Genomic DNA, 16,333 nt, shown 5'->3' on the forward strand with positions numbered 1-16,333 from the left:
GGCTCAGGCGTCGCCGCGCGGCACCATCACGGCGTCGACGAAACGCGCGGCCGCATGGCCGTCCTCGAGGCTGAGGTACGACGAGCGGAACGCGTCGTACTCGTCCGCGTACTTGGCCACCAGCGCGGGAAGATCACGCAGCTGCTCGATCACCTCGTCGGTGGTGCGCACCTGCGGGCCGGGAGCGGTCGGGCCGAAGTCGAAGAGCCAGCCGCGGGTCTCGACGTACCGCTCGAGGTCGGGGACCAGGAAGATCATCGGCTTGCCGGTGACGCCGAAGTCGAAGCGCAGCGAGGAGTAGTCGACGATGCCGACGTCGGCGGCGAGGTAGAGGTCGTTGACCTCGGGGTAGTCCGTCACGTTGATCAGGCTGGCGCCGTGGCCGATCCGGTGCTTGGTGCGCGCATGGAACGCATGCCCCCGCATCAGCACGACGACGTCGTCGCCGAACGCACGACCGATCGCCTCGAAGTCGAGGAAGTCCGACATCAGCGCCCGGTTGTCGTTCTGCGCCAGGTAGTCGCGGAACGTCGGTGCGTAGAGGATCGCGGTCTGGTCGGGACGGATGCCCAGCGACTCGCGCACCACCTCGCGCAGCGGGCCGGCCTCGGGTGATTGCAGCACGTCGTTGCGCGGATAGCCGATCTCGAGCACCGCGCCGTCGTACCCGAAGTCGCGGGTCAGCAACGGCGTCGCGTACGTCGCCGGGGAGACCAGGTAGTCCCACTCTGCCGTGCGCCACTCGTACGCCGCGATCTTCGCCCGCGGGAAGCCCTGCTGGCGCCAATGCGGGTGTCCCATCAGCTTGAACGGATAGCCATGGAAGGTCTGCACCAGCACCTGGCCCTCGGGCTTGAGGTGGTACTCGGGCTGGTACATGTTGTCGACGTAGTAGGTCACCGACCCGAGCAGGTCGAACCACTGCGCACTGTTGACCACCACCGGGATGCCGCCCTCCGGCACCGGCACACCATGGTCCTGGACCGCCCAGAAGACCGGCAGATCCGAGCCTCGGCGACGCAGCTCGGCCTGGATCGCGACGCCGTTGTCGGTGGCCCGCTCGCCGAAGTACGCCCGCAGCAACAGCCCTCGGGTGCTGGCCCGGCCGCGCGTCGCCATCAGCGCCCGCTGGCGGTCGTACTGCGCCGCCCGGGTCATCTCCGCGCCCACCGGCCGACCGAGGGTCACCTGCAGCGCCCCGTTGGCGCCGCGGACGACGCGGCCCTGGTGCACCTTCGTGGCGACCGGAACCGGCAACTGGCTGTTCAGCTCCGGCGAGATCGTCAAGGGGACGGTCGCCAGCGGCTCGTCCCCTTCGCCGACCAGGCGTACATCGACCAGGTGCTCACCGATGCCGAGCGGCAGGCGACCGAACCGATGGACGTCGTGCCGCAGGTCGAGCTCGGCCAGGAAGCGACCGTCCACGACGTGCGCACGCGGTCCCGTGCTGGTGCTGCGCACCCATCTGGTCCCCAGTTGCACCGCGTGGATGCCCTCGCCGAACACCTGCCCGACGATCCGCAAGCCGCCGTCCTCGGTGACCCGGACCTCCAGTCCCTCGGCGCCCGGGGCCCGGTCGACGACGCGGGCGTGGCCAGCAGCGTTGCGGGTCAGCTGGAGCGCAGCGGCCGGCGGCGCGGCGACCCCGGCCAGGTCGGACAGCTCCACCGGCACCGGCCCGGTGGCCGCCTGTGCCCGCAGCTCCCAGGTTGCCGTCCTGCGTCCGCTGGCCGGGGGCACGGTGACCTCGAAGCGGAGCGCCGCGCCTGCACGGTCCAACCGGACGCCGACGACCGTTCGTCCCCACACCAGGTCCAGGGCCCGGAGACCGACGGCGAGGGGCCCGACCAACGACCCGGAGACGCGTCGGCCGTCGATCCGGAGCTCCGTGGCGCGCAGCGCTGCTGGCTCGCGGACCACGTGCGCGGGCTCCGGGTGACGCCAGGTCAGGAACAGCCGGCTGCCGTCCTCCAGCCAGGTCGCCTCGAGGCCGCCGGCGGCGCCGGCGCGCATCAGCCGAGTCACCGGCTGGTCCACGCGGAACCCCGCTGCGCTCACTCGCAGGAGCAGCTCCCACCGGCCGCTACGGTCGTTGAGGGCAGCCGAAGCGGCACCGAAGGGCGCGGTCACCTCGAAGGTCGCCGGGCGGTAGTCACACCAGTCGTCCTCGAACGGCATCGGGCAGTCGAGATCGACCCCGTCACGCGCGGCGTACACCTGCTCGGCGCCGGTGCGGGCGTCGCGCACGACCAGATCGACGTGCGACGCGCGGCCGCGCAGATCCACGTTGCGCAGGTGGGCGCGCCCCCGCAGGGTGAGCTCGTCACCGGCCCAGGAGGCGCTGGACACCAGGTGAGCGACCCGCAGCTGGTCCGGCCGGAGCAGGAACAGCGACGGATCCAGGTCGGCATCGCCGTACCCCGGCAGCTTGAGGAGTACGCCGTCGGCCTGCGGCTCGGACTCGGCCCCGCGCTGGTCGCGGGCGCCTCCTGCGTCCACGAAGGCCTGCACGTCGGCACGCCGTCCCTGCCTGGCCAGCTCCAGCAGCACCCGGCTCGCCGGCGGCGCGGCGTCCCAGACCGACTGCGGTGCATGAGCGGTCAGGTCGACGACGACCGAGCGGATCAGCTCCCAATAGTCATCGTCCTCGGTGCCGGCGCTGGTGAGGTACCAGAGGAAGTGGGCGTCGAAGAGGGTCTGCAGCCAAGCCCGGTGGACGTTCTCGGGCGCGTCGGTCAGGGCCTCCTCGGTGGCCCGCCAGGCCGACACCCGGTCACGCAGGTCCTTGACGGTGGCGGTCTGCTGGCTGATCGAGGACTGGTCGTCGCGCATCCGGTAGTGGTAGACGACGTCCGGGATGACGTCGATGCCACGGGCCCGCAGGAGCAACTGCGTGACGATCGGCTGGTCCTCGTAGGAGACGCCCTCGCGGAACCACAGCCCCTGGCTCTCCCAGAAGTCGCGGCGATAGAGCTTGTTCCAGGTGTAGAGGTTGCGCAGCAGCGGCAGGAAGCTCTCGATCCGAATCCGGTCACGGCGCACCGTGTGCAGCTCGGGCACCCAGTTCGGGCTCCACTGCCGGAAGCTGTCGAACCGCTCCACCGCACCGACGACGATGTCCGAGCCGGTACGCCGGGCGCTGGCTCGCAGCGCCGCCAGCGCATTCGGCGGCAACAGGTCGTCGGAGTCGACGAAGGTGAGGAACCTGCCCCTGGCGTGCTGGATCCCGGTGTTGCGAGCGGCACCCAGGCCACCGTTCTCACGGATGACCAGCCGGAAGCGCGGATCCCGGGCGACGTAGCTCTCCGCGATCGCCCGCGAGCCGTCAGGTGAGCCGTCGTCGACAAGGATGACCTCATAGTCGCCGGTGGTCTGCTCGAGGATGCTGTCCAGGCAGGCGGCGAGGTACTTCTCGACGTTGTAGAACGGAACGATCACGCTGATCGACGGCGGTCGGAGTCGCTGCCCGAGCCGACTTCGGGCCCCTCTGGTGGCGATCCGGCGAGCCGCTCCGGACGCACGGCGCCGCAGGCGGTTCAGTGTGATCATCGCGCAGCATGCTACACGGCGGCCGGTGTCCCTCCCGTGGGCGAAGGACCGAAGAACGCCGCCACCGCACGCTCGGCCGCATGCCCGTCCTGGAAGCGGTTGAACCGCTCGTGGAAGGCCGCGCGCTCGTCGGCGTACGCGCGTTCGAGGCCGGGCAGGTCGCCCAGCGCGGTGACCACCTCGTCGGTCGTCGCCAGCAGCGGACCCGGCGCAGACTCGCGGTAGTCGTAGAGGAAGCCGCGGCGGTCGGCGTAGTCGGCGAGGTCGGGCACGCAGAACACCATCGGACGACCCGTCAGCGCGAAGTCGAACCGGAGCGAGGAGTAGTCGAGCACAGCGACGTCGGCGGCCAGCAGCAGATCATTGACCTCCGGGTACGCGGTCACGTCCAGCACCCGGCCGGCGGCCGGATCCCGGTTGACCGCTGTGGTGACGTCCCCGCTGACGTCACGGTGGAAGCGGTGGCCGCGCTGCATCAGCACGTGGCCGGCGCCCAGCGCCGTCGCGGCCTCGGCCACGTCGAAGCCACGGTGCAGACGGGCCCGTCGGTAGTTGACGGCGAGCTCGTCGCGCCACGTCGGGGCGTAGAGCACCGCCACCTGGTCCGGACCGACGCCGAGCGCCGCTCGGGTGCGCTCCCGGATCTCCGCCGCCCGCGGCCCGACCAGGACGTCGTCGCGCGGGTAGCCGTGGTCGACGACCGCGCCCCGGTAGTCGAACTGCTCGCGGTAGTGCACCGTCATCTCCGGGCTGGGACTGGCCAGCAGCGTCCAGTTGCGCGCCCCGTGGTCGAGGGTCTGCTCGATCCGCCCCTGGGTCAGCCCGGCGGCCCGCCAGGCGGAGAACCCCATCGTCTTGCCCGGGTTGCCGTGGAAGGTCTGCAGCAGGTCCTGGCCCGGACGACGGCGGAACCAGCGCTCCATCTCGATGTTGGTCACCAGCCAGCGGGCCGTGGCCAGGGTGCGGTACCACTCCCGGCTGCGCAGCAGCACCGGCTCGGCCCCCTCGGGCAGCGGAACGTCGAGACGCTCCACCAGCCACCGGGTCCGGATCTCCGGGTGGGTACGGCGCAGCGCGTCGTGGATCGCCAGCGGGCTGTCGGTGGGGCGTTGGCCGGCGTACGCCTGGAAGTAGGCGAGGTCCGGCTCGATCGGGCCGGGTGCCCGCTCGTCGGCGTACCAGCGCTGCAGGAGCAGCTGGGCCCGCGGGCCGATCTCGTCGTCGCCGCGGGGGTCGTCGCGCACCGCCGGCTCCAGCGTCGCCGGATCCGCCACCGTGCCGCTGCGGGTGACGCCGCGGACGGTGAGCTCGACGGTGAGCTCCCCGGTCGCGGGGAGGCCGGTCAGGTCGAGGCTCAGCCAGGCGTGGTCGTGGTCGTGCTCGGCCTCGGCTGCGATCTTCGTGGCGGTCGGGGTGCTGGTGGACGCAACGGGCACCTCGCGGCCGGCGTACGACGCCCGCACCCGGGGTGGCTCGTCGGTCGACACACCGCGGATGAAGCCGACGAGCTCGAGCCGATCGGGCGTCCGGCGTACCGGGAGCAGCGCAAGCGGCGTCTCGGCGCGACCCAGGCGGCGTGCGGCGTCCGGCACCCCCTCGACCCCGAGGTCGGCGAGGACCTGACCGTCGCGGACGTCGGTGGCGATGTCGTCGGGTGCCCGCCAGCGTCGGAGCACCAGCGCGGTGACCCGGTCGCGGGCGCCGACCGCAACCAGCCAGGCAAAGATCCGCGACTCGGCGCGCACCAGCTCCTCGGGCTCTGCGGCTTCCTCTCCCAGCCGGGCGAGCAGTGTCGCGGCGAGCTGCTGCAGCTGGGTCCACTGGTCGTCATCGAGCCGCTCGACGTCTTGGAGCAGCGCCGGCAGCCGGTGGTCGAGGACCGCCGCGGTCCATCCGGACGAGGCTCGCGTGGCCGCGGACTCGACGGCGGCCAGCCAGGCGTCCGCTTCGAGCGACCAGCGCCGCAGGTGCCCGAAGGGCAGCCCGAGGGCACGGTCACGGTCCTCGTGGGTCACCGCGTCGATCAGCCCGCAGCCACCGGCGGCATCGAGCGCGGCGAGCGCGGCGTCGCCGAACCGCCCGTGACCCGGGTCGAAGCCGACCCCGCTGGCCCGCCAGCGGGACAGGTCGAGCAGTCGGTCGCCGGCTCCGGGCTCGACGCCCGCAGCGCGGCTGAAGGCAGCATCTCGCCAGCCGCTGCCGCGGACCGACCGTCCGGCGGCACTCGCCCAGCCGGTGCCGCGCAGCGCCCGGACCAGCAGCGCCGTCGAGTGCCAGGGCAGGGTGTCCGACGCCTCGAGGAGCCGGGCGTACCGGCCGCCGGCCTGCCGGAGGGCGTCGTTGCGGGCGGTCGCGAGGTCGGGTACGTCGGTCCCCTCGCCCCATCGCGCCACACTCACCCGGCTCGCGGGGTAGGTCTGCCGGCGTACCGACACCAAGGCGTCGTCGAGGAAGGGCTCCTGGCCCGGCCCGACGGTGACGACGTGCGTCACGAGCCCGGCTGGCCTCGCCTCCCACTGCCGTCGGAGCCGCTGCCGCGCCCGGGCGCCGATCGTCGAGGAGTGCTCCGTCAGCCGAGCAGCCCCTTCTGGTCGAGGTAGGCCTTGGCCACGTCGGCCGGCTTCTTGCGCTGGTTGCCGATCTCGCCGTTCATCCGCACCAGGTCGTTGGTGGTGAGCACGGCCATCAGCCCGTCGAGGGTGTTGCGCACGTCGGGGTGCGCGGCCAGGAACTTCGCGCTGACCGCCGGGATCAGGTTCTGCGCCGGCTGGACGTGCTTGTCGTCAGGAAGCAACTGCAGGCCCTGGGACGAGAGCGACCCGTCGGTGGTGCTGGTCTCGCCGAGCTGCGACTCGCCCTTGATCACCGACTGGTAGGTCTGGTCGCTGGCGTAGCCCAGCGGCAGCACCTTCTTGATCTTGATGCCGTAGACGTTCTCCAGGCCGCCGGCACAGTCCGTGCGGCCCTTGCAGTCCGGAGCTGCTGCCAGGGTCACCGCAGTGCCGTGTAGCGAGGAGAGGTTGGTCAGGTGGTGGGCGGCGGCGTACTTCTTGGTGGTGAAGAACGCGTTGGCGTCGGTGGCGTTGGACGGCTTGAGCAGGACGATGCCCTTGGGCTTCGCCAGCCCCTGCGCGGCCTTGAGGGTGGTCTGCACGTCGGGCGAGGACACCGGCTTGGCGTTGGAGCCCTTCGCCTGGGTGTTCAGGTAGTCGGCGATGCCGCCGAGGTACTCAGGCACGATCTGGACCGTGCCCGGGAACTGGCCCTTGGCCATGTAGACGTCGCGGGTGCCGACCAGCTTCACGGTCACGTGGTAGCCGTCGTGCTCGAGCAGCTGCTGGTACATGTCGGCCATCAACGTGGCCTCGGGGAAGTTCTGGCCCGAGATGGTCAGGCTGCCCTTGTCGCCCGAGGACGACGACGAGGGTCCGCCACAGGCGGCGACCAGGGCGAGGCCACCCACCATGGCGGCACTGACGAGGATTCGGCGAGCGAGCATGGAAACCACCTTCTGTGTCCCGCGACCGGCGGGGCCGCGCGTGTCAGGTCGTCCGGCGTCGCCGCCGAAGCTTCGCCAACCTTGTCACCTGTCGCCGACAGCTTCAAGGGGCGCCGGCCCTGGCACCGGGCCGGCCGCTGCGGTACGTCGAGCCGGGTCGACCGCGCGCTGCGCCAGTGCGGCGATCAGCTCGAGCAGCAGCGCGACCGCAGCCACCACGATCGCGCCGGCGAAGCCCTCGCCGTAGTTGGAGTGGTAGAAGCCGTCGGTGATGATCCGGCCCAGCCCCGGACCGGCGACCAGCGCGGCGATCGTGGCGGTCGCCCACACCTGCACCAGCGCCAACCGGACTCCGGCGACGATCAGCGGAGCCGCCAGCGGCAGCTCGACGCGTCGAAACCTCTGTGGGCCGGTCATCCCCATGCCGCTCGCGGCGTCGAGGACGTCGGCCGGCACCTCGCGCATCGCCACGTAGGCGTTGGTGATGATCGGTGGCAGCGCGAACAGCACCAACGCGATCAGCGTCGCGAGCCCGGCCCTGCCGTAGGGGCCGAGCACGCCCGTCCCGGCCGGCCCCACGCTGAGCAGCACCAGCACAGCGAAGGTCGGCACGGCGCGGCCGATGTTGGAGACGTTGACGGCCAGCATGCCGCCCCTGCCCAGGTGGCCGAGCCACAGCGCGATCGGCAGGCCGACGAGCACGGCGAGCGCCAGGGCGGTGAAGGTGAGCAGCAGCTGCTGGCCGAGCAGCGCGGTGATGCCCTGCGATCCGTGCCAGTTGGCCGCATCGGCCAGGTAGTGCCAGGCGTCGGTCAGCACATCGTCACCCTGCCTTCAGCCTGGTCCACGGGGTCAGCAGCCGCTGGGTCAGGACCAGCGCCCCGTCGAGCGCGAAGGCGAGCAGCACGCAGATCACCGAGGCCGCCAGGATCTCGGCCTTGAAGTTCGTGGAGACCCCGTCGAAGAGCAGGTTGCCCAGGCCGCCGTACGCGACGATCGCGCCGACCGTGGTCAGGGCGACCGTGGAGACCGTCGCGATCCGCAGGCCGGCGATCACCACCGGCAGCGCCAGGGGGAACTCGACGCGGAACAGCAGCCGGATCGGCGAGAAGCCGAGCCCCACCGCCGACTCGCGCACGTCCGTGGGCACCGCGCGCAGTCCTTCGAGGGTGTTGCGCACCAGGATCGTGAGCGAGTAGAGCGCCAGCCCGACGACCACCGTCGTCGGGGACAGCCCCGTGAGCGGCACGATCAGGGGGAACAGCGCCAGGGAAGGGATGGTGTAGATGCCGGTGGTGACCGCCAGGATCGATGACTCCAGCCGGTGGTAGCGCCGGGCGAGCAGGGCCAGCGGCACCGCGACGAGGAACCCCACCGCCACCGAGACCAGCGTGATCCACAGGTGCTGGAGAGTGGCCGACCACAGCTCGTGCCGGTAGTCGGAGAGGTACGCCGGGCACCACCAGTCGTTGACCGCGCGGGTGTAGCACGATTGCGCAGCCGTCACCGCCTCGGGCACCAGTAGGGTCACGACATGGACGCTACCGAAGAGCCGATGATTCGGCTCGAAGGCGTGGGCAAGACTTATCCGGACGGCACCGTCGCCGTCGGGGAGCTCGACCTCGACGTGCCTCGGGGCGCGATCGTCTGCCTGGTCGGTCCCTCGGGATGCGGCAAGTCGACCACGTTGCGGATGGTCAACCGGCTGATCGAGCCGACCAGCGGGCGGATCTTCCTCGACGGCGAGGACGTCACCCACATCGACCCGGTGCAGCTGCGTCGCGGGATCGGCTACGTGATCCAGCAGGTAGGGCTGTTCCCGCACCAGAAGGTGCTGCCCAACGTGATGACCGTGCCCAAGCTCCTCGGCGAGCCCGACCGGGTCGCACGCGAGCGGGCGTCGGAGCTGATGGAGCTGGTCGGCCTGCCGGTCGCCGAGTTCGGCGACAAGTACCCCGACCAGCTCTCCGGCGGCCAGCGGCAGCGGGTCGGGGTTGCCCGGGCTCTGGCGGCGAACCCTCCGGTGCTGCTGATGGACGAGCCGTTCGGCGCCGTCGACCCGATCGTGCGACTGCGGCTTCAAGACGAGTTCCTCCGGCTGCAGCGCGAGCTGGGCAAGACGGTCATGTTCGTCACCCACGACATCGAGGAGGCGGTCCGGCTGGGCGACCTGGTCGCGGTGTTCGCCGCCGGCGGCCGGCTGGCCCAGTACGCCACCCCGGCGGAGGTGCTCGGCGCACCCGCCGACGACTTCGTCGCCGAGTTCGTCGGCGAGAGCCGCGGCCTGCGGCGGATGGCCGTGACCCCCATCGATCCTGCCCACCTCGAGACGCTGGACGGGATCACCGCCGCGGACCTGGGCGGCACCATCGACGTCTCCTCCTCGCTCGGAGACGCGATGTCGATGATGATGCGGGAGGACAAGCCCACGGTCGGGGTCACCGACCGGGCCCGCATCCTCGGCGTTCTCACCCCGAACGGCGTGCACGCGATGCTGCGCGCCTCGGTCAACGACCAGGTCTGAACCACCGCGGGCCCGCTCGGGCGCGGGCCGACGGGCTGTGCCTGGGGCGACCAAGGTCCGCGATGTGACAGCATCGACGGACTCCGTGCCACTCGGGGCTCGGAGAGGACGAGAGGACCACTGGCGTGCCTGACCCCATCAGTGCCGACACCACCGACATCGAACCAACCCTGCTCGATCCGCACGGGCCGGCACTGCGGCAGGTCAAGGGCTGGTTCCGGCTCGCGGACCGCCGACTGTTCGAGTGGTTCCTCGAGCGCCAGCAGGCTCGCGGCCAGCACGGCGAGCTGGTCGAGGTGGGTGCCTTCGAGGGCAAGAGCGCGATCCTCATCGGCGCGTACCTCGGCGAGGGCGAGACACTGACGGTGGTCGACCTCTTCGAGCGCTCGGCCGGCGACGACGCCAACAGCCAGGAGAACCAGCGGTCCTACAAGAACCTCACCCAACAGGCCTTCGAGAGCAACTACCTGAAGTTCCATGCCGAGCTTCCGACGGTCCACGCCGGGCCGTCCAGCGACGTGGCCGATCTGGTCACCCCGGGCAGCGTCCGCTTCCTGCACATCGACGCCTCGCACCTCTACGCCCACGTCGCCGTCGACATCGACATCGCCCGCACCCTGCTCCAGCCGGACGGCGTCGTGGTGCTGGATGACTACCGCTCCGCCCATACGCCGGGTGTCGCCGCCGCGGTGTGGGAGGGCGTGCTCAACAAGGGGATGCGCCCGATCTGCGTGAGCAAGTCGAAGATGTACGCCACCTGGTCGGACCCCACCGAGGTCCAGGACGACCTGATCGCCTGGCTCTCGAAGCGTCCGCGAACGACGGTCCGCATCGAGGAGATCGCCGGGCGGCGCGTCGTACGCTGCGTGCTCCGGCCGCGTCGGCCGGCAGGCCAGCGCCGCGGTCGGGCGCCGCAGGCCGCGACCCCGACCTCCGCCCTGGGGCGGCTGCGGCTCAGGCTGACTGGATCTTCTCGGCGGTAGTCCGCGCGGTCTTGCGAGTCACCGACTCGTCGAACGCGACCAGGTCGGCCACGGACGCCTCGCCGCCCTCGCCCTCCCAGATCGCGAGGGCGTCGGCCTCCTCGGCCTCCCGGCGGGCGATCTCGGCCTCCAGGGCCGCGACCTTCGTCTGGGTCTCCTCGAGACGCTGGTTGGACTGGGACAGCCCGCTCTCGGCGGACGCCGCCCGGCGTTGCTCGGCGACGAGCAGCCCCTGCAGCTCGCGCATCGTCATCTGCGACTCGGCGAGTCGCTCGGTCATCGCGGTGGTGAACTCGGCGTGCTCGGCGGCACGCTGGGAGAACAGGGTCCGGTAGGCCGTCGCCGCCGCGACGCGGTCTGCCGCGTTCTCACGGCGCGACTGGAGAACCTCGGTCCACATCATCCGCAGTGCCGCCCAGCCGAGCACGATCGCGGCCACGGCGGCGATCGACAGGATCAGCGCGGACTGGGTGGGCAGGGCGAGCACCACCAGCACGGTCGCGACGCCGAGCAGGGTCACCGAGACGGTGACGCGGACACTTCGCTGCCGACGACGAGAGGCTGACCGGATTGCCATGTCCGCCAGCGTAGGCCGCTACTTCTCGTGGTCGCGCACACGACACGCCTGCTCGAGGAGCAGCGACGCGACCATCACCAGGATCCCGCCGCAACCGGCCACCACCGAATGCCACAGCTGGGCGTTCGCGCCCGAGGAGTCCGTGACGCCGAGGTGCGCCAAGGCGAAGCCGAAGTAGCCGCCGGCGATGCCCGCACCCACCAGCGCGCAGGTCTTGCCCAGCACGAGCCGGTTCACCGCGCGGTGCGGCTCCAGCCGGATGCCGTCCCGGCGGGTCCGCCAGGTGTGGTACGCCGCACCGCCGATCACCGCGGCGATGAAGAACACGATGCCGATGGACAGCCAGGTGACCTCCGGCTCGGCCCTGCCCATCCGGATCGCCAGGGCACGCAGTCCCCAGCCTGCGACCAGCCCGATCGCGCCGAAGACGCACAGCGGACCGGGCCCGGTCAACCCGACCGTGCCACGCCCGTTGCCGTTGCCGTTGTGGTCGTCCGGGGGCCGGTCCTCGCCCGGGGCCGTCATCGCCCGTGGCTCACTGCAGCGTGAGCTCGATGTCGTCGCGCCGGGAGATCCCGGCCGTGCCGGCCTTCTCCAGCAGGTCGGCGACGGCACCGACCCCGGGGATCTCGGCGTCGGGCTCGACGTCGTGCCACGGCGCCAGCACGAAGGCGCGCTCACCGGCGCGCGGGTGCGGCAACACCAGCCGGTCGTCGTCGGCCCGGCGGTCGCCGACCACGATCAGGTCCACGTCGAGGGTCCGGGGTCCGTGTTCCTCGGTCCGCTCGCGGCCGTAGGCGGCCTCGATGGCCAGCGCCCGGTCGAGCAGGGTCGGCGCCGACAGCGAGGTGTCCAGCAGCACCACGGCGTTGAGGAAGTCCCGGGAGCCCTCGGGGGCGTCCACCGGGGCGGTCTCGTAGACCGGGGAGATGTCGGTGACCCACACCTCGGGAGTGTCGGCGAGGGAGTCGACCGCGCCCTGCAGGTTGACCCGGCGGTCACCGAGGTTGGACCCGATGGACAGCACCGCACGGCGGATCGGGTGCATCTCGCCGGTGAGGGTGTCGGTGTCGATGATGTTCGGGTTCGGGGACTCGGTCACTGTCTGCTCCGGTTGATCGTGAGGGTGACGTCGCTGAACGTCGCCTCAATCGGCGCGTGCGGTTTGTGCACGGTCACTTCCACCCATTCGACTTTCTCGCGAGCCAGGCACACATCGGCGATCCGCTGTGCCAGGGTCTCGATCAGGTCGACCGGGTCCTGCTCTGCTGCCAACTTCGCATCCGCCACGAGACTTCCGTAGTCCACGGTCTCGGACAAGTCGTCGGTCGCCGCTGCTGCGGCGGTGTCCACTCCCAGGACGAGGTCGAGCACGAAGATCTGTCCCTCACGCCGCTCGAACTCGAACACGCCGTGGTGGGCGAGGACCTCGATCCCACGCACCGCCAGCCGGTCACTCATCGGAGTCCCCGCGGAGACGCGAGCGCCAGCAAGGGTCTTGGTGGGGTGATTCATCGCCCTCGACCCTACCCGTGACGGATGTGGGCCCCGACGCGGGAGTGACCCCGACCCCGCCCGTCCCGTCGGGCCTGTCCAGCGGGGCCAGCCCTCGCCATCGACAGACCACCTTGATCGCGTCGACACTCGCCCGCGCCTCGTGCACGCGGACGGCCCAGACCCCGCTCAGCGCAGCCAGGGTGGTCAGCGCGACATTGGCGTCCTCGCGGTCCAGCACGGGTCTGGGGCGGCCGTCGGGCCCCGCGAGCAGGCTGCCCAGGAACGACTTGCGTGAAGAGCCCACCAGCACCGGAAGGCCGAGGTCGAGCTTGTCGAGATGACGCAGCAGGGTCCAGTTGTGCTCGGCGGTCTTGGCGAACCCGAGTCCGGGGTCGACGGCGATCCGGTCCACGGCGACCCCGGCCGACACCGCGGCGTCGACGCGCGCGGAGAGCTCGTCGCGCACCGCGGCCACCACCCCGCCCGCCGTCTCGTCGTACGACGCACGCTGGTTCATCACGTCCGAGTGACCGCGCCAGTGCATCGCGACGTACACCGCGCCTGCGTCGGCGACCACGCGGAGGATGTCCGGGTCGGCGAGCCCTCCCGAGACGTCGTTGACCACCACCGCTCCCGCAGCGAGCGCTGCCTCGGCGACCTCGGCGCGCATGGTGTCCACCGACATCCGGACCCCGTGGCCGGCCAGCCCCTCGATGACGGGCAGTACCCGATCGAGCTCCTCGGCCACCAGCGGCCGGGTCGCCCCGGGGCGGGTCGACTCGCCGCCGATGTCGACCAGGTCGGCGCCCTCCCGGATCAGCGAGAGGGCGTGCTCGATCGCCAGATCCGGAGCGACGAAGCGGCCACCATCCGAGAACGAGTCGGGGGTGACGTTGACGACCCCCATCACCAGCGGCCGCTGCAGCAGCGGCAGGCCGGTGACGTGGCGGGCCGGGAGCACCCCGGGACGGTGCGCCGCGCCGGTCATCTCGCCGCGTTGATCAGCGACATCGCCTCGGCGCGCGTCGCCGGGTTGCGCATCGCGCCCCGCACTGCCGAGGTGATCGTCCGGGCGCCGGCCTTGCGCACCCCGCGCATGGTCATGCAGAGGTGCTCGGCGTCGACCACCACGATCACACCGCGCGGGTCGAGGAGGTCGACAAGGGCCTCCGCGACCTGGGTGGTCAGCCGCTCCTGCACCTGGGGGCGCTTGGCGAAGACGTCCACCAACCTGGCCAACTTGGACAGCCCGGTGATCTTGCCGTCGGTGCTGGGGATGTAGCCGACGTGCGCCACTCCGGTGAACGGCACCAGGTGGTGCTCGCACATCGACCACAGCTCGATGTCGCGGACCAGCACCATCTCGTCGTGACCAAGGTCGAAGGTGGTGGTGAGCACGTCGCTGGGCTGCTGGCGCAGCCCGCTGGTCAGCTCGGCGTACGCTCTCGCAACGCGGGCAGGTGTGTCGCGCAGACCCTCGCGCTCGGGGTCCTCACCGATCGCGATCAGCAGCTCTCGTACGGCGGCCTCGGCGCGACCGTGGTCGAAGTCGGCCACGGCACCCCCGTCGTGCGCAATGGGGTCCGGACTCATCCGCGGCTCCCGTCAGTCCTGGCCGGGCTCTGCCCGCGGCCCGACGCCGGGGTCGCCGTGGACGTCACCGCCGCCTCCGGGCGGGGTGAGGATCGCGCCGCTGTCGGACGCCGGCTTGGTGCCGTTGACGCGGACGCGGTCGCGGACCTCCTGGGGGATGTCGACGGGCGGGATCTCCGAAGGGTTGCGGGTGGGCGAGCCGGTCCACGCCGGACGCGCGGGGCGACGCCGCAGCGGCTCGAAGATCTCCGCGACCTCCGCCTTGTCGAGAGTCTCCCGGTCGACGAGGGCGAGCACCAGCGAGTCGAGGACGTCGCGGTTCTCCTCGAGGATGTCGAAGGCCTCCTGGTGGGCGTTGGCGAGGAACCGCTTGGTCTCCTCGTCGACGACCGCGGCGACCTCCTCGGAGTAGTTCCGGGTGTGCCCGAAGTCACGGCCCAGGAACGGCTCGGCGTTGTTCTCGCCGAGCTGGATGGCGCCGAGACGCTCGGTCATGCCGTACTGCGTGACCATCGCCCGGGCCAGGTTGGTGGCCTTCTCGATGTCGTTCCCGGCGCCGGTCGTCGGGTCGTGGAAGACCATCTCCTCGGCAGCCCGGCCACCGAGCATGTAGGCCAGCTGGTCGAGCATCTGGGAACGGGTCTGGGAGTACTTGTCCTCGTCGGGCAGCACCATCGTGTAGCCCAGCGCCCGGCCACGCGGGAGGATGGTGATCTTGTGCACCGGGTCGGTGCCCGGCAGCGCCGCGGCCACCAGGGCGTGGCCGCCCTCGTGGTAGGCCGTGATGAGCTTCTCCTTCTCGCTCATCAGCCGGGTGCGCTTCTGCGGGCCGGCGATCACCCGGTCGATGGCCTCGTCGAGGGACTCGTTGGTGATCAGCTTCTGGTTGTTGCGGGCGGTGAGCAGCGCAGCCTCGTTGAGCACGTTGGCCAGGTCGGCGCCGGTGAAGCCGGGGGTACGGCGTGCGACCGAGAGCAGGTCGACGTCGGCGGCCATCGGCTTGCCGCGGGCGTGCACCTTCAGGATCTGCTCACGACCGTTGAGGTCGGGCGGATCCACCGAGATCTGCCGGTCGAAGCGCCCCGGGCGCAGCAGCGCCGGGTCGAGGATGTCCGGACGGTTGGTGGCCGCGATCAGGATGACCCCGCCGCGGACATCGAAGCCGTCCATCTCGACGAGCAGCTGGTTCAGGGTCTGCTCGCGCTCATCGTGGCCGCCGCCCATGCCCGCGCCACGGTGTCGTCCGACGGCGTCGATCTCGTCGATGAAGACGATCGCGGGGGCGTTCTCCTTGGCCTGCTCGAAGAGATCGCGGACCCGGCTGGCGCCAACACCGACGAACATCTCGACGAAGTCCGAGCCGGAGATCGAGTAGAACGGCACACCCGCCTCGCCGGCCACCGCACGGGCCAGCAGCGTCTTGCCGGTGCCGGGGTTGCCGTAGAGCAGCACACCCTTGGGGATCTTCGCGCCGACCGCCTGGAACTTGGCGGGCTCCTGGAGGAACTCCTTGATCTCCCCGAGCTCCTCGATCGCCTCCTCGCAGCCGGCGACATCGGCGAAGGTGGTCTTCGGCATGTCCTTGCTGATCAGCTTCGCCTTGGACTTGGCGAACTGCATGACCCGGCCCCCGCCGCCCTGGACCTGGTTCATCAAGAACATGAACAGCAGCACGATGAAGACGAACGGCAGCAGCGTGGCCAGGATCGAGCCGATCAGGCTGGGCTTGGAGACCTTGCTGTTGTACTTCTGGATCTGGCCGGCGTCGACGGCCTTCTGCACCTTGTTGACCAGCTCGACCTGCTGGCCGTCGACCCAGGTGGCGATCTCCTTCTTGCCGTTGTCGAGGGTGGCCTGCATCTGCTGGTCACCACCGCCGACGAAGGTGATCTCCTTGATGGAGCCGTCGTTGATGTGCTGGACCATCGTGGCGGTGCTGACCTGGGTGTAGCCACCGTTGGGCACGAGGTACTGGAGGGCAAGGAGGACACCGATGAGGGCGATGACCGCCCACAACCAGGGTCCGCGAAGAATTCGTCTCACGTCGATCTGCCGGGGCGTCGACCCCGTCCTCCTGCCACCATGCCTCGGACTGAACTAGTGACGCTACA

General features: G+C 71.0%; 13 protein-coding genes and 1 pseudogene. 2 read left to right on the top strand and 12 right to left on the bottom strand.

Going from position 1 to position 16,333, the window contains the following annotated elements:
- Nucleotides 1-3 precede the first annotated feature (3 nt).
- The 5 genes from Q9R13_RS12275 to Q9R13_RS12295 form a co-directional block, all read right to left on the bottom strand.
- Nucleotides 4-3,549 (bottom strand): bifunctional glycosyltransferase/CDP-glycerol:glycerophosphate glycerophosphotransferase, encoded by a 3,546-nt coding sequence (locus Q9R13_RS12275; RefSeq protein ID WP_310961467.1) that lies wholly within the window; start codon nucleotides 3,547-3,549, stop codon nucleotides 4-6.
- 11 nt (nucleotides 3,550-3,560) lie between these two features.
- Complete coding sequence (locus Q9R13_RS12280) at nucleotides 3,561-6,041, bottom strand: CDP-glycerol glycerophosphotransferase family protein (RefSeq protein ID WP_310961468.1); 2,481 nt, start codon at nucleotides 6,039-6,041, stop codon at nucleotides 3,561-3,563.
- 77 nt (nucleotides 6,042-6,118) lie between these two features.
- Entirely contained in the window at nucleotides 6,119-7,048 is a 930-nt protein-coding gene (locus tag Q9R13_RS12285; protein WP_310961469.1) for an ABC transporter substrate-binding protein, read from the bottom strand.
- A gap of 84 nt (nucleotides 7,049-7,132) precedes the next feature.
- Nucleotides 7,133-7,867 (bottom strand): ABC transporter permease, encoded by a 735-nt coding sequence (locus tag Q9R13_RS12290; protein ID WP_310961470.1) that lies wholly within the window; start codon nucleotides 7,865-7,867, stop codon nucleotides 7,133-7,135.
- Nucleotides 7,868-7,871: 4 nt separating this feature from the next.
- Entirely contained in the window at nucleotides 7,872-8,579 is a 708-nt protein-coding gene (locus Q9R13_RS12295; protein WP_310961471.1) for an ABC transporter permease, read from the bottom strand.
- A gap of 3 nt (nucleotides 8,580-8,582) precedes the next feature.
- On the opposite strand from Q9R13_RS12295, the gene Q9R13_RS12300 reads away from it, so the two are divergent.
- Together Q9R13_RS12300 and Q9R13_RS12305 are read left to right on the top strand one after the other, a co-directional pair.
- Nucleotides 8,583-9,572 carry an ABC transporter ATP-binding protein gene (locus tag Q9R13_RS12300; protein WP_310961472.1) on the top strand — a complete coding sequence of 330 codons (990 nt, stop codon included), beginning with the start codon at nucleotides 8,583-8,585 and terminating at the stop codon, nucleotides 9,570-9,572.
- 125 nt (nucleotides 9,573-9,697) lie between these two features.
- A complete protein-coding gene (locus Q9R13_RS12305) occupies nucleotides 9,698-10,555 on the top strand; it encodes a class I SAM-dependent methyltransferase (protein WP_310961473.1) in 858 nt (285 codons plus the stop codon).
- On the opposite strand, the gene Q9R13_RS12310 is transcribed toward Q9R13_RS12305, so the two are convergent.
- The 7 genes and pseudogenes from Q9R13_RS12310 to ftsH all read right to left on the bottom strand — a co-directional run bounded on the left by Q9R13_RS12310 (nucleotide 10,527) and on the right by ftsH (nucleotide 16,271).
- Nucleotides 10,527-11,132, bottom strand: coding sequence for a hypothetical protein (locus Q9R13_RS12310; protein WP_310961474.1), 606 nt, complete (start codon nucleotides 11,130-11,132; stop codon nucleotides 10,527-10,529). The genes Q9R13_RS12305 and Q9R13_RS12310 overlap by 29 nt on opposite strands.
- Before the next feature lie 18 nt (nucleotides 11,133-11,150).
- Nucleotides 11,151-11,657, bottom strand: a complete 507-nt coding sequence (locus Q9R13_RS12315) for a DUF3180 domain-containing protein (RefSeq protein WP_310961475.1) — start codon at nucleotides 11,655-11,657, stop codon at nucleotides 11,151-11,153.
- A 10-nt stretch (nucleotides 11,658-11,667) separates the two neighbouring features.
- On the bottom strand, nucleotides 11,668-12,234 hold the full coding sequence (gene folK, locus Q9R13_RS12320; protein ID WP_310961476.1) for a 2-amino-4-hydroxy-6-hydroxymethyldihydropteridine diphosphokinase: 567 nt from the start codon (nucleotides 12,232-12,234) through the stop codon (nucleotides 11,668-11,670).
- Entirely contained in the window at nucleotides 12,231-12,647 is a 417-nt protein-coding gene (folB, locus tag Q9R13_RS12325) for a dihydroneopterin aldolase (RefSeq protein WP_310961477.1), read from the bottom strand. The genes folK and folB overlap by 4 nt, the downstream gene beginning before the upstream one ends.
- Before the next feature lie 100 nt (nucleotides 12,648-12,747).
- Nucleotides 12,748-13,536 (bottom strand): annotated as a pseudogene (folP, locus tag Q9R13_RS12330) (dihydropteroate synthase); the annotation flags it as partial.
- A 77-nt stretch (nucleotides 13,537-13,613) separates the two neighbouring features.
- Entirely contained in the window at nucleotides 13,614-14,222 is a 609-nt protein-coding gene (gene folE, locus Q9R13_RS12335; protein ID WP_310961478.1) for a GTP cyclohydrolase I FolE, read from the bottom strand.
- 12 nt (nucleotides 14,223-14,234) lie between these two features.
- On the bottom strand, nucleotides 14,235-16,271 hold the full coding sequence (gene ftsH, locus Q9R13_RS12340) for an ATP-dependent zinc metalloprotease FtsH (protein WP_310965082.1): 2,037 nt from the start codon (nucleotides 16,269-16,271) through the stop codon (nucleotides 14,235-14,237).
- Nucleotides 16,272-16,333: the final 62 nt, after the last annotated feature.

Source organism: Nocardioides marmorisolisilvae, from assembly GCF_031656915.1.
Lineage (GTDB): Bacteria > Actinomycetota > Actinomycetes > Propionibacteriales > Nocardioidaceae > Marmoricola > Marmoricola terrisoli.

Bases quoted from the DNA above. Each gene is read 5' to 3' on its own strand.
- Q9R13_RS12275 (WP_310961467.1), bottom strand. From the start codon at position 3,549: ATGATCACACTGAACCGCCTGCGGCGCCGTGCGTCCGGAGCGGCTCGC.
- Q9R13_RS12285 (WP_310961469.1), bottom strand. From the start codon at position 7,048: ATGCTCGCTCGCCGAATCCTCGTCAGTGCCGCCATGGTGGGTGGCCTC.
- Q9R13_RS12300 (WP_310961472.1), top strand. From the start codon at position 8,583: ATGGACGCTACCGAAGAGCCGATGATTCGGCTCGAAGGCGTGGGCAAG.
- Q9R13_RS12310 (WP_310961474.1), bottom strand. From the start codon at position 11,132: ATGGCAATCCGGTCAGCCTCTCGTCGTCGGCAGCGAAGTGTCCGCGTC.
- Q9R13_RS12315 (WP_310961475.1), bottom strand. From the start codon at position 11,657: ATGACGGCCCCGGGCGAGGACCGGCCCCCGGACGACCACAACGGCAAC.
- folB (WP_310961477.1), bottom strand. From the start codon at position 12,647: ATGAATCACCCCACCAAGACCCTTGCTGGCGCTCGCGTCTCCGCGGGG.
- folE (WP_310961478.1), bottom strand. From the start codon at position 14,222: ATGAGTCCGGACCCCATTGCGCACGACGGGGGTGCCGTGGCCGACTTC.